19 protein-coding genes and 1 CRISPR repeat array are annotated in these 25501 nt (G+C 72.8%); of the genes, 7 read left to right on the forward strand and 12 right to left on the reverse strand.

What is annotated here, in order from left to right:
- Positions 1-323: 323 nt before the first annotated feature.
- Positions 324-2801, reverse strand: coding sequence for a CRISPR-associated endonuclease Cas3'' (locus PYS65_RS23700; protein WP_341483695.1), 2478 nt, complete (start codon positions 2799-2801; stop codon positions 324-326).
- Positions 2802-2891: 90 nt separating this feature from the next.
- Positions 2892-3734: direct repeats of the CRISPR family, unit length 37 nt; unit sequence GTGGCGGTCACCCTCCGGGGTGGCCGAGGATCGCAAC.
- 374 nt (positions 3735-4108) lie between these two features.
- Here PYS65_RS23700 and PYS65_RS23705 point away from each other — a divergent pair.
- From PYS65_RS23705 to PYS65_RS23715, 3 genes are all read left to right on the forward strand, one after another.
- On the forward strand, positions 4109-6787 hold the full coding sequence (locus PYS65_RS23705) for an alpha/beta fold hydrolase (RefSeq protein WP_279335955.1): 2679 nt from the start codon (positions 4109-4111) through the stop codon (positions 6785-6787).
- Complete coding sequence (locus PYS65_RS23710) at positions 6784-7701, forward strand: ABC transporter permease (protein ID WP_279335956.1); 918 nt, start codon at positions 6784-6786, stop codon at positions 7699-7701. Before PYS65_RS23705 ends, PYS65_RS23710 begins: the two co-directional genes overlap by 4 nt.
- A 287-nt stretch (positions 7702-7988) precedes the next feature.
- On the forward strand, positions 7989-8903 hold the full coding sequence (locus PYS65_RS23715; RefSeq protein ID WP_279335957.1) for a chaplin family protein: 915 nt from the start codon (positions 7989-7991) through the stop codon (positions 8901-8903).
- 155 nt (positions 8904-9058) lie between these two features.
- On the opposite strand, the gene PYS65_RS23720 is transcribed toward PYS65_RS23715, so the two are convergent.
- The gene (locus tag PYS65_RS23720; RefSeq protein WP_279338049.1) at positions 9059-10324 is read right to left on the reverse strand and encodes an NAD(P)-binding domain-containing protein; all 1266 of its coding nucleotides are present in this window, start codon (positions 10322-10324) and stop codon (positions 9059-9061) included.
- Positions 10325-10326: 2 nt separating this feature from the next.
- On the reverse strand, positions 10327-11580 hold the full coding sequence (locus PYS65_RS23725) for a carboxylate--amine ligase (RefSeq protein WP_279335958.1): 1254 nt from the start codon (positions 11578-11580) through the stop codon (positions 10327-10329).
- Positions 11581-11806: 226 nt separating this feature from the next.
- Here PYS65_RS23725 and PYS65_RS23730 point away from each other — a divergent pair, with 226 nt between their 5' ends.
- Complete coding sequence (locus tag PYS65_RS23730; RefSeq protein ID WP_279335959.1) at positions 11807-13087, forward strand: glycoside hydrolase family 26 protein; 1281 nt, start codon at positions 11807-11809, stop codon at positions 13085-13087.
- A gap of 32 nt (positions 13088-13119) precedes the next feature.
- Here PYS65_RS23730 and PYS65_RS23735 read toward each other — a convergent pair whose 3' ends face one another.
- From PYS65_RS23735 to PYS65_RS23770, 8 genes are all read right to left on the reverse strand, one after another.
- Complete coding sequence (locus tag PYS65_RS23735) at positions 13120-13860, reverse strand: YveK family protein (RefSeq protein WP_279335960.1); 741 nt, start codon at positions 13858-13860, stop codon at positions 13120-13122.
- A complete protein-coding gene (locus tag PYS65_RS23740) occupies positions 13857-15035 on the reverse strand; it encodes a glycosyltransferase (protein WP_279335961.1) in 1179 nt (392 codons plus the stop codon). Before PYS65_RS23740 ends, PYS65_RS23735 begins: the two co-directional genes overlap by 4 nt.
- A gap of 1 nt (position 15036) precedes the next feature.
- Positions 15037-15726: a polysaccharide deacetylase family protein gene (locus tag PYS65_RS23745; protein WP_279338050.1), complete on the reverse strand. Its 690-nt coding sequence runs from the start codon at positions 15724-15726 to the stop codon at positions 15037-15039.
- An 85-nt stretch (positions 15727-15811) separates the two neighbouring features.
- Positions 15812-17509, reverse strand: coding sequence for a murein biosynthesis integral membrane protein MurJ (gene murJ, locus PYS65_RS23750; RefSeq protein ID WP_279335962.1), 1698 nt, complete (start codon positions 17507-17509; stop codon positions 15812-15814).
- The gene (locus PYS65_RS23755) at positions 17506-18849 is read right to left on the reverse strand and encodes an O-antigen ligase family protein (RefSeq protein ID WP_279335963.1); all 1344 of its coding nucleotides are present in this window, start codon (positions 18847-18849) and stop codon (positions 17506-17508) included. Before PYS65_RS23755 ends, murJ begins: the two co-directional genes overlap by 4 nt.
- Positions 18850-18854: 5 nt before the next feature.
- Positions 18855-20282 (reverse strand): exopolysaccharide biosynthesis polyprenyl glycosylphosphotransferase, encoded by a 1428-nt coding sequence (locus tag PYS65_RS23760; RefSeq protein WP_279335964.1) that lies wholly within the window; start codon positions 20280-20282, stop codon positions 18855-18857.
- Entirely contained in the window at positions 20279-21568 is a 1290-nt protein-coding gene (locus PYS65_RS23765) for a glycosyltransferase (protein ID WP_279335965.1), read from the reverse strand. The genes PYS65_RS23760 and PYS65_RS23765 overlap by 4 nt, the downstream gene beginning before the upstream one ends.
- Before the next feature lie 50 nt (positions 21569-21618).
- The gene (locus tag PYS65_RS23770; RefSeq protein WP_279335966.1) at positions 21619-22713 is read right to left on the reverse strand and encodes a DUF3344 domain-containing protein; all 1095 of its coding nucleotides are present in this window, start codon (positions 22711-22713) and stop codon (positions 21619-21621) included.
- Between the two features lie 359 nt (positions 22714-23072).
- Between PYS65_RS23770 and PYS65_RS23775 the strand changes: the two genes are divergently transcribed.
- Both PYS65_RS23775 and PYS65_RS23780 read left to right on the forward strand, forming a co-directional pair.
- Positions 23073-23981 (forward strand): hypothetical protein, encoded by a 909-nt coding sequence (locus PYS65_RS23775; RefSeq protein WP_279335967.1) that lies wholly within the window; start codon positions 23073-23075, stop codon positions 23979-23981.
- A gap of 114 nt (positions 23982-24095) precedes the next feature.
- Positions 24096-24368: a hypothetical protein gene (locus PYS65_RS23780; protein ID WP_279335968.1), complete on the forward strand. Its 273-nt coding sequence runs from the start codon at positions 24096-24098 to the stop codon at positions 24366-24368.
- Positions 24369-24552: 184 nt separating this feature from the next.
- Here PYS65_RS23780 and PYS65_RS23785 read toward each other — a convergent pair whose 3' ends face one another.
- Complete coding sequence (locus PYS65_RS23785; RefSeq protein ID WP_279335969.1) at positions 24553-24798, reverse strand: chaplin; 246 nt, start codon at positions 24796-24798, stop codon at positions 24553-24555.
- A gap of 374 nt (positions 24799-25172) precedes the next feature.
- On the opposite strand from PYS65_RS23785, the gene PYS65_RS23790 reads away from it, so the two are divergent.
- Entirely contained in the window at positions 25173-25442 is a 270-nt protein-coding gene (locus PYS65_RS23790; protein WP_279335970.1) for a hypothetical protein, read from the forward strand.
- The last annotated feature ends 59 nt before the right edge of the window (positions 25443-25501 follow it).

The following is a 25501-nucleotide window of genomic DNA, read 5'->3' on the forward strand; positions in this document are numbered from 1 at the left end:
AACCCCTCGCCCCTTCATTGACTTCATGTGGTCTAGCTAAGACCTGTTGAAGTGTGACCGTAGGGGACACGGGTGGAGCAGGTGGGCGGTTTCACCGCAGATACCGCCGGGATACGACGAGAGACGTACCTGAAGTAGACGTGGCCCAGAGGCTGATGCCTCTGGGCCACGTGCTCGCTGTTCGGTCAGACCAGCTACACCACTATGAACTCAATGTTGCGATCCTCAGCCCCACCACCGGTCAGGGGACGGGGAGGCTGCCACAGGCCCGTATCGGGCCGCCCGCCTATCGTGGCACTCCGGCAGCCGTCTTCAGGAGAGAGTCACACCATGCCGTACGCGTCGAGGTCCTCTGGCTCGTCGGGGTCGAGACCGCGCCGCTCGTGGTAGGCGCCGTGCCAGAGCAGCAGGTCGCCCGTCACCGGGACTGCCAGCCCGGAGCACAGCGCGGCGTCGGCTTCCCTCTTCGGCAGGGAGGCCGTGTGCTGTTGGAGACTGCGCAGCACCTCCGGGCCGCATGGCCGGAACGGATCCGTCAGCTGTGCGACGGCCCCCTCGATCTGCTCCCGGTCACTCTCGTTGCGGATGACGATCACCGGGACACTGTGCTGGTCTTCGATCATCTGGAACTCCCGGTCCACCTGCGGGAAGTCAAGGGCGCTCCGCAGTTTCTGGATCTCCGCTCCCAAGCCGGACTCCGGATGCCCGCCCTGCTGGTAGGCGTAGCGTCGCTGGTAGTAGCTGTGTAGCGCGTCCAGATCGTCTGGCTCGGCAAGCGGCTGCGGTCCGAAGAACTGTTTCCCGGCCTGCACCGCGGCCTGGTACTCGGCACTGCGCGGCCGGCCGCCGTCTGCGGGGTCGAAGACGATCACGGTGCCGAAGGCCAGGCGTCCGTCACGGTTGCAGCGGCCGGCCGCCTGCTGCAGGGACTCCGCAGGCGCCCACGCCCGGTACACCCGCGGGAAGTCGACATCGACACCCGCCTCGATCAGACTGGTCGACACCACTTGAACCGGCTCGCCCCGGCGGAGCAGTGCGCGGATCTCTGCGATCACCTCCCTGCGGTGGGCACCGGTCATCCGCGTCGACAGATGCAGCACCAGACCCTCGGCGGATGCGGCTTCCAGGTGTCGGTGAAAACGTGCCGCATCCCTGGTGGTCCCGACCACCGTCAGCACCTGCGGGTGCTCCGCCGCCTCCCGCGCGATGCTCTCCAGCGTCACGTCCTGCCCCGTGCGCCACTCGTACTGCACCCGCCGCAAAGACTCGAACAGCGCCGCCGGATCGTCGACGACCGCCTTCCGCTCCAGCCCCTTCCACGCCGACAGCTCCCAGAACGACGGCTGGGTCGCCGAGACCAGCAACACCGTGACCCCGAAGTGATCCACCAGCCCCCGCAAGCCGCTCAGGATCGGTGCGAGAAGACGATCCGGCAGAGCCTGCACCTCATCCAGGACGATCACCGAGCCGGCTAGGTTGTGCAAGCGCCGCATCTGCGACGGCCGGTGAGAGAACAAGGACTCGAACAGCCTGACCGTGGTGGTCACCACGAACGGCGCGTCCCAGTTCTCCGCGGCCAGCTTCGCCGTCCGGGCACGCTGCCGCAGAACGTCACGCTGCTCCTCGGTCAGTTCACCGAGCGCAGCCCCCTCCGGGTCGAGGTCCACCGCACTGTGATGTTCCAGCACCACCGTCGGCTCGCCGCCCACGTCATCGGGGTCGAGCAGGTCCCGGTACACGGCCACGTTCTGTTCCGTGATCGAGATGAACGGCACCGCCAGGACGACCCGCCGCATGCCGTGCTCCGCCGCATGCCGCAGCGCGAAGCCGCCCGCGGCCATGGTCTTCGCCCCACCGGTCGGGACCTGGAGCACATACATCCCTGGCTCATCCGTCGCCGCCGCACACGCCTGCTCGTACACGGAATGCCTCAGGGCATCCACCGGGGAAGACTCCCGCCCCGCCAGGTACCGCTTCCTCCGGGCCTCGTAGCGCTCCACCAGAGCCGCCATGTCCACCGGCTCTCCCACCCGCGTCGGCGTACCGCCGAAGTGGGCGGACGTGTCGAGGTAATCCGCGTCCACGACGCAGGAGAACAGCATCCTCACCAGAAGGTCGAGCCCCAGCCGCTGATCCCGCTTCGGCAGGCCGAGCAACCAGCCGGGCGGGGCAATCCGCGACGGGCGGTGGATCTCCGGAACGATCCGCTCGACAGCGCGGATCGCCTCCTCCACCCGTGCGGCCTCCGAGCCACCGGGGCGGCCCTTGTGCAACTCGTCCCGGAGCCGCTCCATGTCCGGAAGCCCGCCATGATGCCCGAACACCACTGCCGCACATGCCAACTGCGTGTACCGCTCCGCCAGCACTGTGCCGGCATGCTTGTGCGGGATCCCCACCTTCCCTTTACCCCCGCGCGCCTCGACAGCCTTGAGCTTGTCCTGCCAAGCGCACGCCCCCTTGCCCACGTCGTGTACCAAGGCCAGATACTCCGCCAACTCGCCGGCCCCGAACACCTCTCCGAAGCGCCGCGCCAGCGCAGCCGAGCCACGCAAGTGGTCCTCCAACGTGTGCCGCGCCCCTGAGACAGCACTCAGACTGTGCGCATACAACGCACCCCCTACAGCCACACTGCTCCCTCTCCGCTCCGGACAGTGCCTCCACGCCCCACCGAGGCCAAGACCGTAGCCGCCATGTCTGACACTGGCCGGACAGAGCACCAAATCGGTAACCTCCAAGTCCTTCCCCCGTTGGCAGCACCCTGCTTCGGAACCGGAAGCACACACACGACACGCGGATCGCACCGAAGTCGAATGTCCGCATTGGGCAGCTCTGTCACCCGTTGCTTACCCGCACCGCAGCGAGCAGTACGCTGTTTTCGCTGCTCAGGCAGCGTGGCGGTCACCCTCCGGGGTGGCCGAGGATCGCAACTCGTCGTGGAGTTCGAAGCGGGCGGAGCCGAGGTTGGTGGCGGTCACCCTCCGGGGTGGCCGAGGATCGCAACCCCATCGCCACCATCTCCGCCAAGGAGGACGCGTGAGTGGCGGTCACCCTCCGGGGTGGCCGAGGATCGCAACGCCGGGGTCCTGGACATTCAGGACCGGATCAATCTGTGGCGGTCACCCTCCGGGGTGGCCGAGGATCGCAACACCATCATCGGCTCCTGGGGCCCCCACCACTCCCGGGTGGCGGTCACCCTCCGGGGTGGCCGAGGATCGCAACTTCCACTGGTCCTTGCCGAGGAGCCCCATCAGCCGGGGTGGCGGTCACCCTCCGGGGTGGCCGAGGATCGCAACGCCGTCGCGGTGCGCCAGCTGCTGCGGGAGGGGCGAGTGGCGGTCACCCTCCGGGGTGGCCGAGGATCGCAACAGTTTGGCCCGCCGGTCCATGAGGCGCAGCACGGTGGTGGCGGTCACCCTCCGGGGTGGCCGAGGATCGCAACACGGCCTCCTCGGTCAGCTCACCGTTGTCCGTCAGGAGTGGCGGTCACCCTCCGGGGTGGCCGAGGATCGCAACGAAGATCCATGCGTCAACCGTACGGGGTCGTCCCGTCGTGGCGGTCACCCTTCGGGGTGGCCGAGGATCGCAACAAGGTGGTCAAGTCGTGGCGCGTGCCCACCGACAAGGGTGGCGGTTACCCCCCGGGGTGGCCGAGGATCGCAACAACGGCCGTATCCGGTGGGGTGGCCTGGTCACGAACGTGGCGGTCACGCTCCGGGGTGGCCGAGGATCGCAACACCATCCACGCACGATGACTCCGGTGCCCTGGAGACGTAACGGTACCTCCGGGGCGGTCAGCAGTATGGCTTTTGCCTGGTCGCTGTGAGGGGCGTACGAGAGCAAGGGCATCTTCTTGCCGACGCTGCCCTTCTGGTTGCCAACGACCTTTCGCTCGGGCTCGGTTGCCTGGATGTCGGCCTGCGGGGACGGGGTCCTCCCCGCTGACGCGGGGGTGTGCGGGGGTGTTCCGCACCCCGATAGCTCCGGTACGCAGCCCAGGCCGGTGTACCGCGTCCGGTGTATGTGGGGGATCCGCGTACGACCGGGGGAGGGGATCGGTATCCCCCTGGGGGCAGCCGGAGGGCGCGGCGAGCCCCTTTAGGGTTCAGGCATGGACTTCCGAATGACCCAGCTGCGGGCCCGTCTGCGAGGGGGCGGGCGTGGCGGTGGACGGCGGCCGCGACGGATCGCAGCCGCCGCGGCCGCCGTCGTCGTGCTCGCCGGGGCCGGTACGTGGACCGCCGTCGCCGCCGAGGACGCGGCGCCCGCGGTCAGCCGGACCGACCGGATTGCGAGTACGGCCGACGGGGTGCGCATCGACACCTCGTACTTCACCGCCGGCCCGGCCGGCCGCCGCCCCGCCGTGCTGCTCGGGCACGGCTTCGGCGGCAGCAAGGACGACGTACGGCAGCAGGCCGAGGAGCTCGCGCGCGAGGGGTACGCGGTGCTGACCTGGTCCGCGCGCAGCTTCGGCGAGTCCACCGGGAAGATCGGGCTGAACGACCCGAAGGGCGAGGTCGCCGACGTCTCCCGGCTCATCGACTGGCTGGCCGAGCAGCCCGAGGTGCAGCTGGACGAGGAGGGCGACCCGCGCCTCGGCATGGCCGGTGCCTCCTACGGCGGGGCCATCGCGCTGCTCACCGCCGGGCACGACGACCGGGTGGACGCCCTCGCCCCCGCGATCACCTACTTCGACCTCGCCGAGGCGCTGTTCCCGAACGGCGTGTTCAAGAAGCTGTGGGCGGGCATCTTCGTCAACTCCGGTGGCGGCTGCGAGAAGTTCGAACCCGCGCTGTGCCGGATGTACGAGCGGGTCGCCGAGTCCGGCACCCCGGACGCCGAGGCCGTCAAGCTGCTCGAAGAGCGGTCCCCGTCCGCCGTCGCCGACCGCATCGACGTACCGACGCTGCTGATGCAGGGGCAGAACGACTCCCTGTTCCCGCTCGGCCACGCCGACGCCGCCGCGAAGGCGATCCGCGCCAACGGCGCCCCGGTCGACGTCGACTGGATCGCCGGCGGGCACGACGGCGGTGAACCGGAGGCGGACCGCGTCCGCGACCGGACCCGGGCCTGGTTCGACCGGTACCTGAAGGAGGACAAGGGGGCCGACACCGGCCCCGCCTTCCGCGTCACCCGCACCGGCGGCGTCGACTCCACCGACGGGCGGGCCGTGCTGAGCGGCGCGAGCGCGGACCGCTACCCGGGCCTGACCGGCGGCGGCAAGGACGTCCCGCTCACCGGACGCGAGCAGAGCTTCGCCAATCCGGCCGGCGCCAGCCCGCCCGCCGTCTCCGCCCTGCCCGGCCTCGGCGGTACCGGCGGCCTCTCCCAGCTGTCCTCGCTCGGCGTCGGCGTCTCCCTGGACTTCCCCGGCCAGCACGCCCGCTTCGAGTCGGCCCCGGTCACCGGCGACCTGCGGATCACCGGATCGCCGACGGCCACCGTGCACGTGAGGTCGACCAGTGACGACGCCGTCCTCTTCGGAAAGGTGTACGACGTCGGCCCGGACGGACGACAGCAGGTGCTGCCCTCCCAGCTGGTCACCCCGGTCCGCGTCGAGGACGCCAAGGCGGGCAAGGACGTGACCGTCACCTTCCCGGCCGTCGACCACGAGGTCCGCCAGGGCCACCGCCTGCGCCTGGTCCTCGCCTCCACCGACCTCGGCTACGCCTCACCGGCCGCCCCGGCGACGTACACCGTCTCCCTCAAGGGCGACCTCACCGTCCCCACCGCGCCCGGGGTGACCACCGCGGCGGCCCCGCTGCCCGCGTGGGTGTGGTGGCTGCCGCTCGCCGGAGCCGTGACCGCCCTCGTCCTGGTGCTCACCGGCCGCCGCCGCACGGCCGCCGCGCCCCCCGATCCCGCACTCGCGGACGTGCCCCTGCAGATCACGGACCTGAGCAAGCGCTACGCCCGCTCCACCGACCGGTACGCCGTGCGGAACCTGTCCTTCCGGGTGGAGAAGGGCCAGGTCCTCGGCCTGCTCGGGCCGAACGGCGCGGGCAAGACCACCACCCTGCGCATGCTGATGGGCCTGATCACCCCCGACGGCGGCGAGATCCGCGTCTTCGGTCACGCGATCCGCCCCGGTGCCCCGGTGCTCTCCCGGGTCGGCGCCTTCGTCGAGGGCGCGGGCTTCCTGCCGCACCTGTCCGGCCGGGAGAACCTGGAGCTGTACTGGCAGGCCACCGGGCGCCCGGCCGAGGACGCCCACCTGGACGAGGCCCTGGAGATCGCGGGCCTCGGCGACGCCCTCGCCCGCGCGGTGCGCACCTACTCCCAGGGCATGCGCCAGCGCCTGGCCATCGCCCAGGCCATGCTCGGCCTGCCCGACCTGCTCATCCTGGACGAGCCGACCAACGGACTGGACCCGCCGCAGATCCGCGAGATGCGCGAGGTGATGATCCGGTACGCGGCCGCCGGCCGCACGGTGATCGTCTCCAGCCATCTGCTGTCGGAGGTGGAGCAGTCCTGCACCCACCTCGTCGTCATGGACCGCGGCAGGCTGGTCCAGGCCGGTCCGGTGCGGGAGATCGTCGGCTCCGGCGACACCCTGCTCGTGGGCACCGCGTCCCCCGTGGACGAGCCGCTCGCCGAGAAGGTGGCCGCCCTGCCGGGCGTCGCCTCGGCGGTCCGCGCCGACGACGGGCTGCTGGTCCGCCTCGACGCCGACGGCACCGCCGCCCGACTGGTCGCCGAACTGGTCCGGCTGGACGTGCCGGTGGAGTCGGTGGGCCCGCACCGCCGCCTCGAAGACGCCTTCCTCACGCTGATCGGAGGTTCCGCATGAGCACGCTCACCGAGCGGAACGGGCCCACGGAACCGGCCGGGCCCACCGGACCCGGAGCGCCGGCCGGGCCCGTGGAGGTGGCCGACGGCTACCGCGCGGGCCGCACCCTGCCGCTGCGGGTCGAACTGGTCCGGCAGCTGAAGCGCCGCCGCACGCTCGTCATGGGCGCGATCCTCGCCGCCCTGCCGTTCGTCCTGGCCGTCGCCTTCGCCATCGGAGGTGAGCCGGAGGGCCGGGAGGGCCGGATCACCCTGATGGACACGGCCACCGCCTCCGGCGCCAACTTCGCCGCCGTGAACCTGTTCGTCTCGGCGGGCTTCCTGCTGGTCATCCCGGTCGCCCTGTTCTGCGGGGACACGGTCGCCTCGGAGGCCGGCTGGTCCTCGCTGCGCTATCTGCTCGCCGCGCCGGTGCCGCGCATGCGGCTGCTGTGGTCCAAGCTCGTCGTCGGGCTGGGGCTCAGCCTCGCCGCGATGGTGCTGCTGCCGGTCGTCGCGCTCGCCGTCGGCACCGCCGCCTACGGCTGGGGCCCGCTGCGGATCCCCACCGGCGGCTCGCTGGACCCCGCGACGGCGGCGCAGCGGCTCGTGGTGGTCGTGGCGTACATCTTCGTGTCCCAGCTGGTCACCGCCGGGCTCGCGTTCTGGCTGTCGACGCGCACCGACGCCCCGCTGGGCGCGGTCGGCGGAGCCGTCGGACTGACCATCGTCGGCAACGTCCTCGACGCGGTGACCGCCCTCGGCGACTGGCGGAACTTCCTGCCCGCGCACTGGCAGTTCGCCTGGGCGGACGCCGTCCAGCCGGACCCGGAGTGGTCCGGCATGATCCAGGGCACCGCGGTCTCCGTGACGTACGCGTTGGTGCTGTTCGCGCTGGCCTTCCGCGGTTTCGCCCGCAAGGACGTGGTGTCGTAGCCGCGCATGCCCGAAGTGGGCCGAGTGGGCCAAGCGGGTGAATCTGCGCAACCGATTCCCGTGCGTCGGGTTGATGAAGCAGAAGGGCTTGCGACGCCACGAGAAAGGAAAGCGCTGTGCTGCTCCGTCCGCGGTACACCGGCATCTTCCGCAGGCGTCCCCGACGGTGAGCATGCCGTGGTGTCCAGGTACCGGCCCCCGGCTCCGCCGTGGCCGGCCTCGCGCGTCGATTCTTCGTGCCGAGGCCGCCGGCTTTCCCACTTCTTCGAGCAGGAAGACGAACGACATTGCGACAGACCCTGAGCAAGGGAGTGTTCGCGGCGGCCGCCGCCACGGGCATTCTCTCTCTGTACGGCGCCCCCGCCTTCGCCGACGCGCACGCGGAGGGAGCCGCCACGGACTCTCCCGGTGCGCTGTCCGGGAACAGCGTCCAGGCGCCGGTGGAGGTACCGGTGAACGTGTGCGGCAACACCGTCGGTGTGGTCTCCGCGTTCAATGAGGCGTCCGACAACCTGTGCGCCAACACCTCGCACGCGTCCGAGCCCACGTCCGCGACCAAGGCTGAGGACAAGTCCGGGAGCCTGTCCTCCGCCGAACGCTCGTACGACGGCCACGGCGGTGGCGCGCACGCGGAGGGGGTCGCCAAGGGCTCCCCGGGTGTGGCGTCCGGAAACCTCGTCCAGGCGCCGGTGCACGCGCCGGTGAACGTGTGCGGCAACAACGTCGACGTGATCGGCGCGTTCAACGAGGCGTCCGACAACGACTGCCGCACCACCTCGCACGGCGGCAGCGGCGGCGGTGGCGCGCAGGCGGAGGGGGTCGCCACGGACTCTCCCGGTGTGGCGTCCGGGAACCTCATCCAGGTGCCCCTCGGCCTCCCGCTGAACGTGTGCGGCAACAACGTCAACCTGGTCGGGCTGTTCAACGAGGCGTCCGACAACGACTGCCGCACCGAGCAGAGCCAGGTGCCCGAGACCGAGACGGAGACCGAGACGCCTTCGACGCCGCCCACGAGTACGGACACCCCGCCCCCCGCGCAGGTCGTGGACACGCCGCCGCAGGACGTGGAGGAGCCCGGTGCGCCGCCGCACCTGGCCGAGACCGGCAGTGAGGGCATGCTGGCGGCCTCGGCCGCCGGTGCCACCCTGCTCGTGGGCGGGGCGCTGCTGTACCGCCGCAGCCGCGCCGCCCTGCGCGGATAGCGGAGAGCGGTTCCCGGGTGCCGGGCCCCGTCGGCCCGGCACCGCGGGGCTTTCCGGAGCTCCGAGCCGGGCACGCCCCCGGACCGGCGCGGGCCACCGCACGAGGTGGCCCGCGCCGGTCCGGGGGCTCAGTGCAGTACGGGGAGGGTTTCCCGTCAGAGGCTCACCGGTGTCGGCGAGTCGGTCCGGCCGACGGACGAGGGGACCGGGACCCTTCCCCGCGCGGGGGTGGACCTGAGCCGGCGGCGCACCCCCTGGACGAGTGCCGCCGCGGTGTACGTCGCGCCCTGGACGAAGCGCATGGACGGGCCGAAGCCGGACGCCGTGGTCAGACCCGCGAAGAACAGGCCGGGGTGGGAGGACTCGAAGCCCAGTCCGATCGCCGGGGACCCGTCGGGCAGGGCCGCCAGCGTGCCGCGCAGCTCGGCGGAGAGCATGCCGAGCCGGTCGCGGTGCACCCGGAACCCCGTGGCGGCGATGACGTGTTCGGTGCCGAGGGAGCGGGTCTCACCCGTGTGGTTCACCAGGTCCAGCCGTACGCCACCCGGCACCGCGCAGGCCTCCGTGACCTCGTGGCCCGGCAGCAGTTCCACCGCGCGCTCCACCCGGTCCCGCACCCACCAGGCGCCCGCCGGACCCAGCGCCGTGGCCGCGATGCGCGACCGGGTCTGCTGCGGCAGCCGTCGGAAGAGGCCGGGGCGCTCGGAGTAGAACCAGTTCCGCCAGCCGGGGCCGAGACCGCTGTGCGGGGAGCGGACCGACTGCCACCAGGGGCGTTCCCAGGCCGGCGGCACGTCGTTCCACCGCACCCGGTCCGCCCGCGCCAGCACCCGTACGCGGGTGCCCTGTTCGGCGAGCAGGGCCGCGGTCTCCAGGGCGGCCTGACCGCCGCCGAGCACCGTGACGTCCTTGTCGCGGAAGGGGGCGAGGTCGCTGTGGTGACTGCTGTGCGTCACCAGGGAGGGGTGCAGTCCGCGCAGGGCCTGCGGCACCTCGATGAACGGCATCACACCGACCGCCAGCGCCACCGTCCGCGCGTGCAGCGCCTCCCCGTCGTCGGTGACCACCGTGAAGCCGGCGGGGCCGACCGCCACCCGGGCCACCATGCGCTCGTCGACCTCCGGAACGGCATGGCGGGCGAACCACAGGCCGTACTCCGCGAACGCCGTCACCGGGATCGGCTCCGCGTGACGTGCCGTCAGCCCCTGCTCCGCGCAGTAGGCGGCCAGGGTCCACTCCCCGTCCGGATCGGAGAGGTTGGACGCCCACGGCTCCGACTTCAGGAACATGCCGCCGGGCATGTTGTCCCGCCAGGACGCCATGGGCCGGCCGAACACGCGCAGGCGCAGCCCGGCGGCCGCGGCGTGGGACGCGATCGACAGACCGTACGGTCCGGCGCCCACCACCAGAAGGTCGTACATCATCAACTGCTCGCTTTCTCGTTGTCGGTCGGGGAGGGCGAGGCCGCCCGGGGGATCAGGGGTGCTGCCGGTGTCGCCGCAGCGGGGCCCAGCCGCTCGCGCAGCCGGCCGGACACATGACGGGCCCACAGGCCCCACATCGCCCGGCCGGGTCCGCGGTCGTCCCGGGCGTACCAGGCCAGTTCGCGTGTGCTCGGCGCCGTGCGCAGCGCGGCGAGCGGCGCGTAGTTCTCCACCACGAACGTCCGCCCGGCCACCGGCTCGCCGACCGGTGGGCGACGTCCCGTCAGGTCCAGGTGGAGGGCGCGTACGACGTCCACTCCGGCGCTGTCCTCGAAGAGCCGGAACTGGGCGCCGGGGCGCGGGTTGAAGTCGAGCAGGTGGTAGCGGCCCGTCGTGTGGCAGCGGCGGAAGTCGAGGTCGAAGACGCCGCGGTAGCCCAGTTCGCCGGTGAGCCGCTCGGCCAGGGCCTGCACCTGGGCGTTGGGCGTCCAGCGGCCCACCGCCGTCAGTCCCGCGCCGCGTGGCCAGGACAGCTGCTTGCGGCCCGGCCCGCCCGTGCGCACGGCGCCCGCGTGGTCGGCGTAGCCGTGGAAGAACCAGTCCCGGTCCGGCCCCGGCGGCAGGTAGGCCTGCAGCAGGAGCGGGCTGCCCGCCTCGTCGGTGCGCAGATACAGCTCCCGGGCCTGCTCCGCGGACCGCACCAGCCGGGTGCTGCGCAGCCCGCTGCCGGCCGGCAGCAGCCAGGGCCGGCTCCACTTCGCCACCAGGGGCAGCCCGAGCCGCCGGGCGTCCTCGATGGCCCGCTGCGGGCTGTCCGGGACGAGCGTGACCGGGTGCGGAACGTCCGCGGACGCGCACACGGCGGCCAGCTGCGCCTTGTCGGCGACGCGTTCGGGCAGCGTGCCGGGCATCTCGGGCAGCAGGTAGGAGGGTGCCAGGGCGTCCCGCAGGCGCCCGGCGGCGATGGCGCTCGCGTCGTCCATCGGGACCAGGACGGCGGGTCGTGCGATCCGGTCGGCCACGCGGCGCAGCACGGCGAGGACGTCGTCCGTGGACGCGCCGGGCGCCGGCGGTGGATACAGCCGCCGGACATAACGTGAGCGGCGGACGGGACTTGCGGACTCGTCGGCGACGACATGCACCTCCACTCCCGCCCTGCCGAGCGAACGCACGGCTCCGAGCGTTCCGTGGTGGAAGGGATTCCGGTCGATCCGCAGAATGACGGCGGGGACACGGGTGTCGAGCAGCGGCACGAATTCCTCCTTCTTTCGATTCCTGCGGGACTCTTCAGGGCTATTCAGGGTTATTTGGGGTTTAGGGTTTCTTTTCGATCGACTCACCCGCACGGGGGAGCGCGGCACTCGGAAGCCGCATGTCAGTGGCGTCACGGGATGTCCTGTGACTGACTTTCGTATGACTGTTCGTCAATAAAGAGTCCAGAAGCTGAAGGTCGGACGAGAAGCGAAGAGAGGAGCCGGTATGGCCCCACAACACGAGCGTGTCCGGGTTCGCGGGCAGGTCGTGGGCGCGGTGGCGGTCGCGGTGTCGGCCGCCCTGGCATCCGGCCTCATGGCGGGCACGGGGGTGGAGGTGGCGGGCGACGACTCCCGCCCTCCGGCACCGGGTCCGGCGGCGTCCGTCACGGTGCCTCCGGTCGCGGTGCCTCCGGTCGAGGTGCCCCCGGTCGAGGTGCCGTCCCGTCCGGTACCGCGAGGGGCGTTCCCGCCCTTCGGCGCCTTCCTCGCGTCCGACGCCCGTGGTGTGGCCCGTATGGAGCAGTTCAGCCGCTGGCTGGGCGGTGCCGAGCTCCGCGTCGGCCACACCTATCTGCCCGGCAACCACTGGAGCGACATCGAGGGCGACGTCGGCTTCCTCGAGGCGTGGGCGCAGTGGCGCAACAAGAAGGACGACCGGATGCTCGTCCTCAACGTGCCCCTGCAGGAGCGCAACGAGGAGGGCGTCTCCGACGAGGAGGTCCGGCAGCTGCTGCGGCGGGGCGCGGCCGGAGAGTTCGACCACCACTTCCGTGCCCTGGCCGAGCGGCTGGTCCGGCTGAAGGTGCCGGACACGATCCTCGTGCTCGGCTGGGAGATGAACGGCGTCACGTACACCCATCGGTGCGGGCCGGATCCGGAGGCCTGGAAGAAGTACTGGAACAGGATCGTCACCACCATGCGGGCGGTGCCGGGCCAGAAGTTCCGGTTCGACTTCACACCGAGCCGCGGCCGGGACTCCGTTCCCTGGACGCAGTGCTACCCCGGGGACGACGCGGTCGACATCGTCGGCATGGACTCCTACGACCAGCCGGCCGGAATGCCGTTCGACGAACAGGTGGAGGAGCCGTACGGGCTCCAGGAGCACGTGGATTTCGCGAAAGCCCACGGCAAGCCCATTTCCTATCCCGAATGGGGGCTTTTCCGCAACGGCGACAATCCCGAGTACATGCGCCGCATGCTCGCGTGGATGGACGAGCACCGGCCGCTGTACAACACGGTGACCGACTACTGCCCGCACGGGGTGTGGCAGTGCGGCGACAACCCGGAATCGTCCCGCGTCTACCGGACGACGCTGTTCGGCCGCACCAGCACGACGACCCCGGTGCCCGTGCCCACACCCACGCTCCCGCCCACGCCCGCACTCCCGCCCACCGCACCGGAGCCGCCGAAGAGCTGCACGCCGCTGGGCCTGGGCGACCGGGTGGAGCAGTGGCTCGGCGGGAAGCTCTGCCTCCGCCTCGACTGGTGGTCGCGCCTGGGGTAGCGCCACCGCCGACCCGGCCGGGTACACCGTGGTCACCGCTGTTCGCGCGCGTCGGCGGCGGTGGCCGGGCCGGGCACCGCGGCGGCCGGGGTGTGATCAGCGGTCTCGGCGGTCGCGGTGCCCTCAGCGGTCGTGATGGTCGCGGTGCCCTCAGCGGTCGTGATGGTCGCGGAGACCTCGGTGGTCCGGCCGTTGTGCCGGGGCCGGGCCAGCAGGGCCAGCGAGCCCAGCAGCCCGCCCGCGCTCGCCCCCACCAGGGTGGTCACCGCGGGCGACGCGGACGTCGGCTCGTCCGGCTTCACCGCACGCGAGAACTGCACGAGCCGGACCTGGGTGCTGCCTTTGGTGTGCTCCGCGTGCCGGGTCAGCGCGCGGGAGACCGCGTTGGCCATGTCGACGGCGAGGCCGGGCTGCGCCGAGGTGGCCGAGACGGCGACCATCGGCGCGTCCGGTGAGGTCGCCGTGCTCACGCTGTCCCGCAGGGTCCGCAGCGGGACGCCCGCCCACACCTGGGCGTCCCCGAGCACCGCGAGCTGCGTGGCCACCCGTCCGTACGCCTGCGCGAAACCGCGGGCGGACTCCGGGGTGGACCCCGCGGTCGGTACGGCGACGACGTAGCTGGTGGCCGTGTAGGTCGTGGGGGTGAGGACGCCGTACATGCCGCCGGTCAGGCCGCCGACGAGAGTGCCGCCGACCACGAGCGCGGACCAGGTCGGCAGCCTCCTGAGACGGTCCGGGGACAGGCGGTGCCGACGGGCCGGAGTGTCGGTCATGACGTGCTGGCTCCGAGAGGTGAGGGGGACGAAGGTGAGGAGGGGGACGAGGGGGACGAGGGGGAACGGGAGACGGCTGCCGCGTACACGTCCATGAGGCGGGCCGTGCTGCGGGTGATGCTGTAGTGCCGGGCGGCCTCGGGGACCGTGCGTGGCCCGGGGCCCGCCGCGCGGACCTCGGCGATCGCGCGCGCGTACTCCTCGGGGCCGCCGGGCACCCGCCGGGCGCCGGCGGCCGACGGCGCCGCGTCCTCGATCGCCGGACAGGACGTGTAGAGCACGGGCAGGCCCGACGCCAGCGCCTCCACGACGGCCAGGCCGAACGCCTCCTCCGAGGACGGGGAGGCGAGCAGGTCCATCGCCGACAGGAGCGAGGGCAGGTCGGGGCCCGGCGAGCCGTCCGGGCCGTAGGGACGTTCGCCGGTGAACAGGACGCGGCCGGCCACACCGGCCTCGCCGGCCGTGCGGCGCAGGAGGTGCTCCTCGGGGCCGCCGCCCACCAGCAGCAGCCAGTGGTCGTCCGGGAGCCGGGCGAGGGCGTGGACGAGGACGTCGAACCGCTTCCCCGGGGCGAGCCGGCCGACGCCGCCGACGACGAACGCGCCCTCCGGCAGACCGAGGCGCCGGCGGGTGTGCGCGCGCCGCTCCGGGTCGAAGCGGAAGCGGTCCAGGTCGATGCCGTTCGGGACGACCTCGATACGGGGAGCGGGCACGCCCCACCGCCGCAGCCGGTCGGCCACCGCCGGGGAGACGGCGACCGTCGCCGACCCGAGCCGCTCGCTGCCGAGGTACAGCGCGCGCACCCCCGCCGTCAGCCTGCGGCCCTCCATCTGCGTGTCACCCAGGGAGTGTTCGGTGGCGACGACCGCGCGGACCCCGGCCAGCCGCGCGGCGAGCCGGCCGTAGACGCAGGCCCGGTACAGGTGGGTGTGGACCAGGTCGTAGCCGCCGGAGCGGATCAGCCGGACCAGCCGGGGGAGCGCGGTCAGGTCACGGTTGCCGCCCATGCCCAGGTGCACGACGCGGACCCCGTCGGCGGTGAGCCCCTCGGCGACGGCACCCGGGTTGGTGAGCGTCACGACGTCGCAGCCCACGGGCAGGTGACGCAGCAGCAGACGCAGCTGCTGCTCGGCCCCGCCGACCCCGAGACCGGTGATGATGTGCAGAGCCCTCATCTCACAGCCCCTTCACCGGACGTCGGCGCCACCGGTGCAGACGGTGCTTCAGGTGCAGGCGCCAGGCCGTGTCGTTCTGGCCGATGTGCAGGCGCGGCAGGGCGTGCGGGCCGGTCAGCGCGCCGGGGTCGATGGCGCAGGCGTAGGCGTACCCCGCTTTCCGCACCGCCCGCACGGCGCGGGCGTCGACGGTGCCGTACGGGTAGCAGAAGCCGTCGGGCCGGGTGCCCGTCAGCTCCGCCAGCCGCGCGCGGCTCTCGGCGACCTCGGCCTCGAGGGTGGGCTGGTCCGCCCGGGTGAGGTCGACGTGGGTCAGCCCGTGCGAGCCGATCTCCACGCCCTCGGCCGCCGCGTGCCGGATGCCGTCCGCGGTCAGCAGCGGCTTGCGCGGGCCGAGCGGGTCCCAGGCGTTGTCGCCGCCGAGCCGTCCGGGCAGCACGAACAGGGTGGCGCCGCAGTCCCAGCGGCGCAGCAGCGGAAGGGCCTCGGTGACGAAGTCGGTGTACCCGTCGTCGAAGGTGAGCCCGACCAGACGCCGGCTCTCGCCCCGGGCGCGGGCGGCGAGCAGGTCGGCCACGGACACACCGCGCAGCCCGCGCCGGCGCAGCCAGGCCAGCTGCCTCTCGAGCCGTTCGGGCGTGACCGTGATGCGGTACGGATCGTCCGAGCAGTCACCCACCGAGTGGTACATCGCCACCCACGGGACGGGGCCCGGGGGCGCGGCGGGAAGCCTGCCGGTGCCGACGGAGTCAACGGACCCGGCAGAACCGGTGGAATCAACGGAAACGGTCATGAGTGAGCTTTCGGGTGATGGTGCGTACGGAGCGCACCGCGGATGCGGAGCCCTGGACGCGCAGGGCCAGGGAGAGCGCGACGAAGACGGCGGTCACGGTGAGCGAGCCGGCCGCGAGGCCCGCCAGGGGGGAGTCGGCCCGGCTCGCGGCGAACGCACCGGCGGCGGTGGCGCCGACCGAGGCGAGCACCGGCCGGCCGAGCGCGGCCAGCACCTGACGGACACGGAGCCGGACACCGCCGGCGCCGCCGCGCCGGGACGTCCGCAGACCGGCCAGCAGCAGGGCGGCCGTGACGGTGATGCCGACGGCGTTGGCGGCGGCGATCCCCGCCACCCCCCAGGGACGCACGGCGACGGCGCCGATCAACGAGGTCGCGACGATGCCCACGCCCATCACCGCGAGGGGGTACCAACTGGGCCGGCCCGCCGAGAAGTACGAGCGGATCAGCGTGCCCACCAGGGTCTGCCCCAGCAGTCCGAGGGCGTACACCCGCATGACGTCGGAGGTCGCCGCGGTGTCGCTCGCGGTGAACGCGCCGCGCTGGAAGAGCAGTTCGATCATCTGCGGGGCACAGGCGAGCACCGCGCACATGCCCAGCAGCACCACACAGGACGACAGCACCAGATCCCGCTCCACGCGGTCGCGGGCCCGTTCGGTGTCACCGTCGGCGAGCGCCCGCGCCACCACGGGGAAGGTGACCGTGCACACCATCAGCGACAGGGTCATCGGGATCTGGGCGACCTTCTGCGCGTAGTTCAGGTGCGAGATGGCCCCGGCCGGCAGGGCGGAGGCGAGGAAGCGTTCGACCAGGACCTGCGACTGGCGGCACAGGGCGAACAGGAGGACGGCGGCGATCAGGGCGAGCCGCACCGGCCGTTCCTCGCCGCCGCCCTGCGCCCCGCCGACCGCAGCCGGCGCGCGCGACGCCAGCTGCCGCCACAGCGACGGCAGTTGCACCGCCACCATCAGACAGCCGCCCACCGCGACCCCGGCCGCCGCGGCCCGCACGCCCCACTCGCCGCCGAGCAGGAACATCGTGGCGACGATGCCCGTGTTGTACGCGATGTAGATCGCCCCGGGTGCGAAGAACCGGCGGTGGGCCCGCAGGGCGGCACTGCAGTACCCGGCGAGCCCGAAGGCCAGCAGGCTGATCGCGGTGAGCCGGGTGCAGTCGACGGCGAGCCGGGGGTCGGGCAGGCCGGGCGCCAGCACCTCGACCAGGAAGGGAGCCGTCCCGGCGACCAGCGCGGCGACCGCGACGAAGGCGAGGCTCAGCCGTGGCAGGGTGGCGGCGACCAGCTCGCGGACGGGATCGCCCGCCACGCCCCGGGCGCGACGGGCCAACGCCATGCTGAACGCCGGGATCAGCGCGATCGCCAGCCCGTCCTCGATCAGCAGGGTGGCGGAGATCTCCGGCACGGTCCACGCCACCAGGAAGGCGTCCGTGTCGCTCCCGGCGCCGAACAGCCGCGCCAGCGACTGGTCGCGCACCAGGCCGAGCAGGGAACCGCCGATGGACAGCGCCGCCGTGACGAGCGTGGCCCTGGCGAGGAACTTGCGGGAGGCCGAGGGCGAGGACGGGCCGTGGCCGTCCCCGACCGGAGGTGCGGCACGCGCCGCGGGGACGGTCGCGGCCCGGTCGGTTCCGTGTCCGGGGGTCTGCGAAGGCACCACCGTCATCGCGCCGCGGCCTCCTCGAGGCGCCCCCGCGGGCCGCCCCTCGGTACGAGGTGCCCCCGCTCACCGCCGCCCAGCGCCCACCATGCGGCGAGCCCCAGGGCCAGGGCGGTCAGCACCGTCGAGGGGCCGCCGATGTCCCCGTACACGAAGTCGGTCAGCAGCCAGACCAGCAGCCCGCAGGCGACGAGCCCGCAGTCCGCTCCCGGTCCGCGGCGGCGGACCCGCAGCAGCCCGCGCAGCCCGAGCACGAGCAGCGCCAGCCAGCCTCCGGCGAGGGTGAGCAGCCCGATCAGGCCCTGCTCGCTCAGCACCAGCAGGTACATGCTGTGCGGCGAGAGCAGCGCCTGCTTGTGGTACTCGGATCCCGCGCCCGCGATGTCGCTGCCCGAGGACAGCGCCAGGGTGGCGTGCCCGTCGCGATGCTCGGGAAAGCCCTTCAGACCGACACCGGTCAGCGGCTGCTCGCGCCACATGTCGCCGGCGGACGCCCACAGGGCGTACCGGTCCACCACGGACTGGTCGGGGTCGGCGGTGACCTGCGTGATGCTGTCGATCCGCTCGGTCAGCTGCGCTGTGCCGACGCCGAACCCGCCCATCAGGACCACCCCCGCGGCGGCCACGGCCGCGGCCGTCCTCAGCGCCCGCCGCAGCCCGGCCAGCGCCAGCTGCACGGCGCAGGTCAGGGCGGTCGCGATCCAGGCGCCCCGGCTGAAGGAGAGTGCCAGCGGCAGCAGCAGCGCGAGCGCGCAGCCGGTGGCCGCCGCCCGCTGCCGTACCGGCCCCCGGCCCAGCGCGATCCCCACCGCGCACACCAGACCGAGGGCGACCGCCGCCGCCATGCCCATCACGTCCTGGGCCCCGAAGGTGCCGACCGCGCGGATCGGCTCCCCCTGGTAGGAGGCGCCGGTCCCGGTGGCGTACTGGTGCACGCCGACGGCCCCCTGCCACAGCGCGAGCCCCACGAACGACCAGGCCAGCACCCGGAAGTCGGCGCGGCCGCGGAGCAGCGTCAGCACGGCCGCCGGGACGAGCACGAAGACCTGCAGATAGCGCCCGAGGCCGGTGAGCGCCGCCTCGGGCGAGGACGCCCCCATGGCGGCCAGCGCGAGCCCCACGACCGGCAGGCCCAGCACCACCGCCGCGGTGGGCGACAGCGGGCGCCGCCGCTCGCGCAGCAGACGGATCACGCAGTACACCACCAGCAGCCCCGAGACCACGTCGGCGGGCCCCGCCCCGTCGTAGGTCAGGGGCAGGGCCAGCAGGGCGAGCACCGCCACCGGGGGCAGGACCGGCGCGAACGCGGCGGCCCGGCGCGGCAGGGGTGCGAGAGCAAGGCTCACGTCGGTCAGCTCCCCGTCGGGCGTACCAGCGACGCCGCGGTGCGCAGCAGGATGCAGACGTCCTGCCACAGCGACCAGTCGTCGATGTAGGCGTTGTCGAACCGGGAGCGGTCCTCGATGGAGGTGTCGCCGCGCAGCCCGTGGACCTGGGCGAGGCCGGTGATCCCGGTCCGCATGCGGTGGCGGGTCGCGTAACCCTGGTAGGTGTGCGAGAACTGCGCGACGAAGTAGGGGCGTTCGGGGCGCGGTCCGACCAGGCTCATGTCGCCCCGGAGCACGTTCCACAGCTGGAGCAGTTCGTCGAGCGAGGTGCGCCGCAGCATCCGGCAGAACCGGCGCATCTCGTTCTCGTCGGCCACGCTCCACCGGGTCGCCGACTCGTGCTCGTCGGCGGGGCGGTAGGTGCGGAACTTCAGCAGGGTGAACGGCTTTCCGTTCCGGCCGATGCGCTCCTGCCGGAACACCACGCCCGGCCCGTCGCTGATCCGCAGGACCGCCGCACACGTCAGCAGCATCGGGCCGACCAGCACCAGCAGCGTCCCCGACACGAGGATGTCGAGCAGCCGCTTGCCCACGCCGGCGCGGCGCACCGGGGACAGGCACAGCCGCCGGCAGGCGAACCCGGCCAGCCGCTGCCGCGCCGTGTACGCGGGGGAGTCGGCGTCGAGCTCCCAGATCACGCAGCCCGACTCGGCCAGGGTGCGCAGCAGCGGTCCCTGTTCGGCGCGGACCGAGGGATGGACGGCCAGCACGGCCCGCACCCCGTTCTGGATGACGGCACGCTCGACCTCCTCACCGGTCCGCAGCACCGGGACGCCCCCGGCGTCGTCCGGCTGCTCGGCGACCACCCCCACCGGCCGTACGCCGCACCGCGGGTGGCGCAGTACGGCGGCGGCCACACGCTGCGCGGTCGCCGCCGGGCCGATGACGAGTGCGGCGCGCGGGTGGCGCAGCAGCGCTGCGCGGCGCCGTCCGTGCACGGCCGCGCGCAGCGCACAGGCCGCCGCCGTCTGCACGGCGAGGCCGGCCAGCACGGTGCCGACGGACAGCGCGTGCTCCGGCCGGTACGCCGCCCACAGCGCGGCGGGCGCCAGCCAGGCCACGGTGATACGGCCGCACACGGCGGGCAGTTCGTCCAGCAGCCCCGGCACCGGCGGCCGGCCGTCGCGCGGACGCAGCAGCAGCGACGCGGCGACCAGCAGGAGGACGAGCGAGGGGTGACGCTGGGCGCCGGTGAGGGCCAGGGTGCCCAGCAGGGCGGCGGCACCGTCCGCGAGGAACAGCGGGACCGGGGAGGGGGGCCGGGCCGGTGGCCGTCTGGCGGGGGACCGCACTCCGGTGGCGGGGCCGCGCGGCGGCACGACGGAGACGGTTACGGGTCCGTGCTCCCGCGGCGGCACACCGGGGGAGGAGACGGTACGTTCGGCAGTCACGAGCTGAGGGGCTCCCTGTGCTTGGTGGGCTCGACGCGCTGTGTCGTCCGGTTCGCCCCGGCGCCGCAGCCCGCGCCGAGCGGCTGTCCGGGCTCGGCGGCACGGGCCTCGCCACGCCCGACGGCCTCGGTGGGACGCGTTCTTTTCCTGGCGGGCCACGCACCGAGCAGGTCGCGGTAGACGTCCGCGACCTGCTCGGCGGTGTGCCGTACGTCGTGGCGGGTCAGTACGTGCCGACGGCCCCGGTCGCCGAGGGACTCGCGCAGCGGCGGGTCGAGCAGCAGCTCGGACAGGGCCTCGGCCAGCGCCGCCGGGTTCTCCGGCGGGACCAGACACCGGGCGGCGAAGGAGGGCGGCAGGCTCTCGCGGGCGCCGTCGACGTCGGTGACCACCACGGGACGCCCGCAGGCCATCGCCTCCAGCGGGGCCAGGGCCATGCCCTCCCAGCGGGACGGCAGGACGACGAGATCGGCGGCCTGGTACCAGGGTGAGGCGTCGGGCACGGCTCCCGTGAACAGCACGGACGGCGGGGCGGCCGCGCGCAGCCGGTCGCGGTCCGGGCCGTCGCCGACCAGGACCAGCCGGGCGTTCGGCACCCTGCGCACGACGGCGTCCCAGGCCCGCAGCAGGACGTCCTGCCCCTTCTGCCGGCACAGCCGCCCCACGCAGACCGCGAGCGGCGCCGCCGGTGCCAGCCCGGCGAGCGGGGCGAGCCCGGCCCGCACGGTGCCGGTGCCGGCCGGGTGGAAGTGCTCGGGGTCGATGCCGTTGGGGACGACGGTCCACCGGCCGGCGATCCCGGCGTGCGCCCCGGTCGCCCGTTCCGCCTCGCTCACACACACCACCCGCGCGGCCCAACGCGCTCCCCAGCGCTCCCACTTGAGGGCGAGGGCGCCGGTCTGCCCGCCCACCGCCTCGAACGACCAGGCGTGCGGCTGGAAGACCGTCGGAATCCGCCCGCGCACCGCGAGCCGCCCGGCGAGCCCGGCCTTCGCGCTGTGGGCGTGCACCAGATCGGGGCGCACCTCGTCGATGAGCCGCGCGAGGTGCCGCACCTCCCGCACGAGTGACGGACCCGGCGAGCGCGTCGCCCGCCAGTTCCTTACCTGCGCGCCGAGCAACCGCAGTTGGGTGGTGAGGGTGCTGTCGGGGCAGGCCGCGATGACGTCCAGGCCGTCCGCCAGCTGGGTGCGGACCAGGTCCGTCACGACGCGCGCGACCCCGCCCTCCACCGGCTGGGTGAGGTGCAGCACCCGTGGCCGACGGCCCGAGGGCGACGGCTCCATGTACACGGTTTCCTCATCGGCGAAGGCGCCGGGGACCGTGGCCGGCGCGTTCACGGCCGGGCGTCGGCGGCGAGGAAGAACACGCCGGCCCACGCCGCGTTGCGCTCGGAGCCGAGCCGGAGGGTGGCCCGGTCACCTGCGTGCAGCAGGCCCCTGCCGAGGGTGAACACGTCGGAGTCGTAGCCGAGGGTGTTGGCGTGCGCCGGCACCCGTGCCGGAACAGCTCGCGCGGGCCCGCTGATGGTGGAGTTCAGGACGTCGTCGGCGGGGTTGGCGGCGTCGGCGAGGACGGCGGTGGAAGCGGGCGCGCCGGTGGTCAGGGTGAGCGAGTCACCGGTGGTGCCGCGGTCACCGTTGTACGCCACCATCCCCACCTCGCCCTCCGCGTCCGCGGGAAGGTCCAGTCCGCTCAGCCCGATCTCCACCCCGGCGGTGGACGCCAGCGGTGTGAAGCCGTCCCAGAGCGAGAGGTGCCGCAGCGGCTCCGCCGGGTTCTCGTACGCCACCACCAGCGTCCAGCCGCCCCACGCGCCGGCCGTCGACCGGCCGGAGGCCACGTTGACCTCCGCCACGGTGTACAGGCCCGGCCCGCTGTCCCGCACCAGCTGTGTCACGTCCGCCGAGGCCTGGAAGGCGTCCGCACCGTTCGCCACCCGGTGTCCGACCACCGTGTCGGCGAGGAGCTCCTTGTACTCCCCGCCGGGCTCGGCGATCAGGACCCGCCCGTTGTCCTGTGGCGGCTTCTGCTCGCCCACGAGCAGGTTGCCGCCCCAGTAGAGGCGCGCGTACGACACCCGGGAGCCCGAGGGCAGCCGGACCTCCGCGCGGGAGGAGTTGTAGGTGTTCGGGTCGCGGTCGACGTCGACGTAGAACATGTCGAAGTCGCCGTTCGCCCCACGCGCGCCCGACTGCACGTCCGCACACGCCGAGTGGCTCGCGCGGCAGGTGGCAGAGGAGTTGGCCGCGCGCACGATGCCGCCGTGCTGGAGTGCGCCGTACCGCTGCCCGAACGCGAGGCTGCTCGCCTCCGGCGCGGGCGGCGCGGCCGGCGCGGCGACTGAGGGTCCGTAGGGGACCCACGCCGTGATCAGGGTGAGGACGCCCACCGTTGCATGACGAAGCAACTGGCCCAGGGAATGACGCATGACCGGCGAAGCCTTTCGGGGAGGTGGCGGTGACAGGCAGCGCGAGGAGTGCGGTGCGTCCGCCCAGGTGAATACGTCCGGAGGTTCGCAACTCTAGCCAGCCAACGGACAAAATCCCCGAAACTCGTTTAAGGCAGACAAGTGTGTTGGAAACGTGAAGCCTCTTCTCGGTGGGCGACGACCACGTGATGCCGGTCCGCCGCGGGGCCCGGAGTGCGGACGGCCCGATCCGCGGGCTCATCAGGCAGGACGGGGCAACGGGGTGAGAGGGGGCACCGAAGGGCCCATGCCCGGTTGCGGGAAGCGGGGTGCGCTTTCACGGTGGGCTCAAGGTCCGAGCTTCGCGGAAAGGAACTCCCATGCGCGCTCTGCCTGCGCGGCGCATCGCGTTCGGTGCACTGTGCGCCGTCCTCCTGGTCGGGGTCACCGGCCCCGCCGCCCTGGCCGCCGACCCGGCCGGCGAGCACGGCCGGGTGGCCTCGCCCGGCGCACCGCTCGTGCAGGTCAGGAACTCCGACGTGCGTGGGGACGAACTCGCCCCGGTCGCCGACCTGCTGACCGCCGTGACCCGGGCGGACGACGGCCGGCTGCCCGCGGCCGGGGTGAGGATGCTGGGCGATACCGCGAAGGACGCGCTGAAGAAGGCCGAAGCGAAGCAACAGGCCACCAGGGCCATGCCGTTCGCCTCGGCCCCCGCGCCGGGCGTACTGCTGCCCGCGGCCGAGCCCGACCCCGTGAGCGACGCGCTGGACAACCTGTGGGATGCCGTCGACCGCCTCCTGGACCTGCTCCTCCCCGGGGACGACACGATGAGCGCCGCAACGGCTGACGCGACCAAGGAGGAAACCACCGACGCGGCCACCGAAGAGACCGCCGGTGCGACCACCGACGCGACCACCGAAGAGTTCGACGAGATCCTGGACGAGATCCTGGGCGAGATCGCGGACGGGGCCGATGACACAACCGACGACGCAGCCGACGGCACAACCGACGGCACAACCGACGACGCGGCCGATTCGACGCTCTCATGGCTCGACGACCTGCTGGTCGAGATGGAGAAGCTCATCGACGAGCTGTCCGTCGACGACCCGCAGGTGTCGGTGGTGGGCACGCAGACGACGTCCTCCAGCGCGATGACCTCCGGCGTGACGTCGTCGAGCGGCGCGCCGTCGACACCCGTGTCCTCGGCCCCGGACACCGCATCGCCTGTGGTCACGCTGCCCGCGACCGCCTCGACGGCGCCGGCGGTGGTGCTGTCGGCCGATTGATCTCATATGAGAACTCGTCAATCCGTGGTCACCCGGTTTCCGGTCCGGCCAGGGATCGTTAGGCACGGCGACAGAAACCCTCCGGCGACCCGCGTTGCCGAAGAAAGGAACACGATGAAGTCCCTGAAGGCTGCCGCCGTCCTTGCCGGGTCCTTGATCGCCGCCGCCATGGCCGCGCCTGCGTCCGCCCAGGAGATCGACCTGGCGTCCACCGGCCTCGACACCGGCCTGAACACGCGCACCGCGGTCCCCTTCGAAATGATGCCGCTGCACGACGAGTCGAAGAGCGCGGAGCAGAGCAGCTCGGTGTTCGGCACGGCGCACGAGGCCGCGGCCGTGGTGAACGAGGCCAAGCCGGTGCACGGAGATCTGGGGCTCCACGCCTGAGGCATGCCATACGAGAGTCGGCCCCCGGTCTTCACCGGGGGCCGACTCTCGTATGTCCACCTTCTTTGTGCGCGGAGGGACGCGGGTTCTCGAGGTGTGTGCCGAGAGCCCCGGCGCTCGGGGACGCCGGGGCTCTCGGGTCACGACGGCGGATGTCAGCGGCCGTGTCCGTAGTGCTCTGCTTCTAGTAGCTGTTGTTCATGCAGGTGTTGCCGGCGGCCGGGTTGAGGAACCCGATCACGTTGACGGTGTTGCCGCACGCGTTGACCGGTACGTGGACCGGGGCCTGGACCGCATTGCCGGACAGGAAGCCGGCCGAGCCGACCGCCGAGCCCTGGGCGCCGGCGTCCGCCGCGGCGATACCGGCCCCGCCGAGCATCACGGCGGACGTGCTGAGAGCGACGGTGGCAGCCTTCGCGATACGAGACATCACGTTCTCCTTAACTGATCTGTAAACGCGGCCGCATGACACGCGGTCGCACGTCCCGCTCAACGCGGCGCTCCCGCTCCTGGTCACGGAGATCGTCCCGGGATCACCCGTTAGGAAAGGGACTTCACCGGACGAGTGGGGCGTTCTCCTGCGGAAGTGCCTGGTCCGGCATGCCGGTTGAGTGCGCGAGGCGGGCGGCCGCCCCTTGGATTCGGCCGCCGGGAGCGGGTGGACGGCGACCGCAACAGGAACCTTCACGAGAAACTTGCGCATTTGGGCGTTTCGACTACCCAAAGCCGCGAACCTCGCCTACGTTAGCCACCGTCAGTGACCAGTCCGACACGGGCTGTGTCCACTCAGGGAACGGAGAGGTAATGCGCAAGTACCAGAAGGCCGCCGTCGTCATGGCCATGCTCGGCAGTGTCAGCTTCCTCGGCGCCGGCGTCAGCCAGGCCGGTGACAAGCCTGACTTCGAGGTCAACAACAAGCAGGCCACGACCTGCATCCAGGACAACTCGGTCCAGGGCCTCGTCAACATCGACGACGTCAACGCGGGCGTCGGCGCCCTGCTGGGTCTCGGTAACGCGGAGAACAAGGAGACCAACGCGGTGTCCTGCTCCTCGAACTTCGCCCTTGGTGGCTGATCACCCTCAGGTGATCTGGGGTGGGTCCCGGGGCTCGAACCCAAGTGTTCGAGCCCCGG

The sequence above is a fragment of the Streptomyces cathayae genome (assembly GCF_029760955.1).
In the GTDB taxonomy this organism is placed as follows: domain Bacteria; phylum Actinomycetota; class Actinomycetes; order Streptomycetales; family Streptomycetaceae; genus Streptomyces; species Streptomyces cathayae.

Excerpts from the sequence above, each read along its gene's own strand:
- PYS65_RS23705 (WP_279335955.1), top strand. The coding sequence starts at position 4,109 with ATGGACTTCCGAATGACCCAGCTGCGGGCCCGTCTGCGAGGGGGCGGG.
- PYS65_RS23710 (WP_279335956.1), top strand. The coding sequence starts at position 6,784 with ATGAGCACGCTCACCGAGCGGAACGGGCCCACGGAACCGGCCGGGCCC.
- PYS65_RS23720 (WP_279338049.1), bottom strand. The coding sequence starts at position 10,324 with ATGTACGACCTTCTGGTGGTGGGCGCCGGACCGTACGGTCTGTCGATC.
- PYS65_RS23730 (WP_279335959.1), top strand. The coding sequence starts at position 11,807 with ATGGCCCCACAACACGAGCGTGTCCGGGTTCGCGGGCAGGTCGTGGGC.
- PYS65_RS23735 (WP_279335960.1), bottom strand. The coding sequence starts at position 13,860 with ATGACCGACACTCCGGCCCGTCGGCACCGCCTGTCCCCGGACCGTCTC.
- PYS65_RS23740 (WP_279335961.1), bottom strand. The coding sequence starts at position 15,035 with ATGAGGGCTCTGCACATCATCACCGGTCTCGGGGTCGGCGGGGCCGAG.
- PYS65_RS23745 (WP_279338050.1), bottom strand. The coding sequence starts at position 15,726 with ATGTACCACTCGGTGGGTGACTGCTCGGACGATCCGTACCGCATCACG.
- murJ (WP_279335962.1), bottom strand. The coding sequence starts at position 17,509 with ATGACGGTGGTGCCTTCGCAGACCCCCGGACACGGAACCGACCGGGCC.
- PYS65_RS23765 (WP_279335965.1), bottom strand. The coding sequence starts at position 21,568 with ATGGAGCCGTCGCCCTCGGGCCGTCGGCCACGGGTGCTGCACCTCACC.
- PYS65_RS23770 (WP_279335966.1), bottom strand. The coding sequence starts at position 22,713 with ATGCGTCATTCCCTGGGCCAGTTGCTTCGTCATGCAACGGTGGGCGTC.
- PYS65_RS23775 (WP_279335967.1), top strand. The coding sequence starts at position 23,073 with ATGCGCGCTCTGCCTGCGCGGCGCATCGCGTTCGGTGCACTGTGCGCC.
- PYS65_RS23780 (WP_279335968.1), top strand. The coding sequence starts at position 24,096 with ATGAAGTCCCTGAAGGCTGCCGCCGTCCTTGCCGGGTCCTTGATCGCC.
- PYS65_RS23785 (WP_279335969.1), bottom strand. The coding sequence starts at position 24,798 with ATGTCTCGTATCGCGAAGGCTGCCACCGTCGCTCTCAGCACGTCCGCC.
- PYS65_RS23790 (WP_279335970.1), top strand. The coding sequence starts at position 25,173 with ATGCGCAAGTACCAGAAGGCCGCCGTCGTCATGGCCATGCTCGGCAGT.